Raw genomic sequence first — 1,020 nt, forward strand, 5'->3', positions numbered from 1 at the left:
GTGTACACGGACGTGGTCGGCGAGGTCGTCGCCGAACTGCGCGCCTCCATCGAGCGCGCCGTCGCCGGGGGCATCGACCCGGCCCGTATCATCGCCGATCCCGGCCTCGGCTTCGCCAAGGACGCGGGGCACGACCTGGCCCTGGTGGCCGGTCTCGACCGGCTGCGCCACGCGGTGGGGCGGCCCCTGCTGGTGGCGGCCTCCCGCAAACGGTTCCTCGGCCGGGTCCTGGCGGGCGGCACCGGCACCCCGCCGCCGGCCGCCGAGCGGGATCACGCGACCGCCGCCATCTCGGCGCTCGCGGCCCGTGTGGGGGCCTGGGCGGTGCGGGTACACGAGGTACGAGCCAGCGCGGACGCGGTCCGGGTGGCCCAGGCCGTCGAAGACGCGGCGCCGACGCGAGCGGAAGGGGATACGGCCCATACATGAGTGGTACCCGGACGGACATCGAAGCGGTGGAAGCCGCCAACACCGCGCTGTACGACGCGCTGGAGCAGGGCGATCTCGACGCCATGGCGGACCGCTGGATCGACGCCGAGGACATCAGCGTGATCCATCCGGGCTGGCCGGTGATCTCCGGCCGGGGCGAGGTCCTGCGCTCCTACGCGCTGATCATGGCGAACTCCGAGTACATCCAGTTCTTCCTCACCGATGTCGAGGTCTCCGTGCTGGGCGACACCGCGCTGGTGACCTGCACCGAGAACATCCTCAGCGGAGGCCCCGCCGAGGAGGACGGCAGCGCCGGGCCGCTGGTGGGCGGCCTGGTGGTGGCCACCAATCTCTTCCGCCGCACCGAGGGCGGTGACGGCGAGTGGAAGCTGTGGTCGCACCACGGCTCGCCGGTGCTCGTCGAGGAGACCGACGAGGAGAGCGAGGAGGGGCCGCCGGAGGACGGCGACGGCATCGGCAGCATGGGCTAGGTGTATTGATCACGAGCGTTGTTGACAGTGGTCAGGGGTTGATCAAAGGCGAAGACCTCCGGTGTGGTGGAGGTGTCGAGTCTTCACCGCACGGAGGTCT

At 71.2% G+C, this 1,020-nt stretch carries 2 protein-coding genes; both read left to right on the forward strand.

Features of this window, described 5'->3' with window-relative positions; all coding sequences use genetic code 11:
• Positions 1 to 429: dihydropteroate synthase (locus ACFV5N_RS28070; protein WP_385605418.1), on the forward strand; the 429-nt coding region annotated here is incomplete at its 5' end.
• A complete protein-coding gene (locus ACFV5N_RS28075; RefSeq protein ID WP_385605421.1) occupies positions 426 to 920 on the forward strand; it encodes a nuclear transport factor 2 family protein in 495 nt (164 codons plus the stop codon). The genes ACFV5N_RS28070 and ACFV5N_RS28075, both read left to right, overlap by 4 nt.
• The last annotated feature ends 100 nt before the right edge of the window (positions 921 to 1,020 follow it).

This window comes from Streptomyces sp. NPDC059853 (assembly GCF_042731495.1).
In the GTDB taxonomy this organism is placed as follows: Bacteria; Actinomycetota; Actinomycetes; order Streptomycetales; family Streptomycetaceae; genus Streptomyces.

Bases quoted from the DNA above. Each gene is read 5' to 3' on its own strand.
- ACFV5N_RS28075 (WP_385605421.1), top strand. From the start codon at position 426: ATGAGTGGTACCCGGACGGACATCGAAGCGGTGGAAGCCGCCAACACC.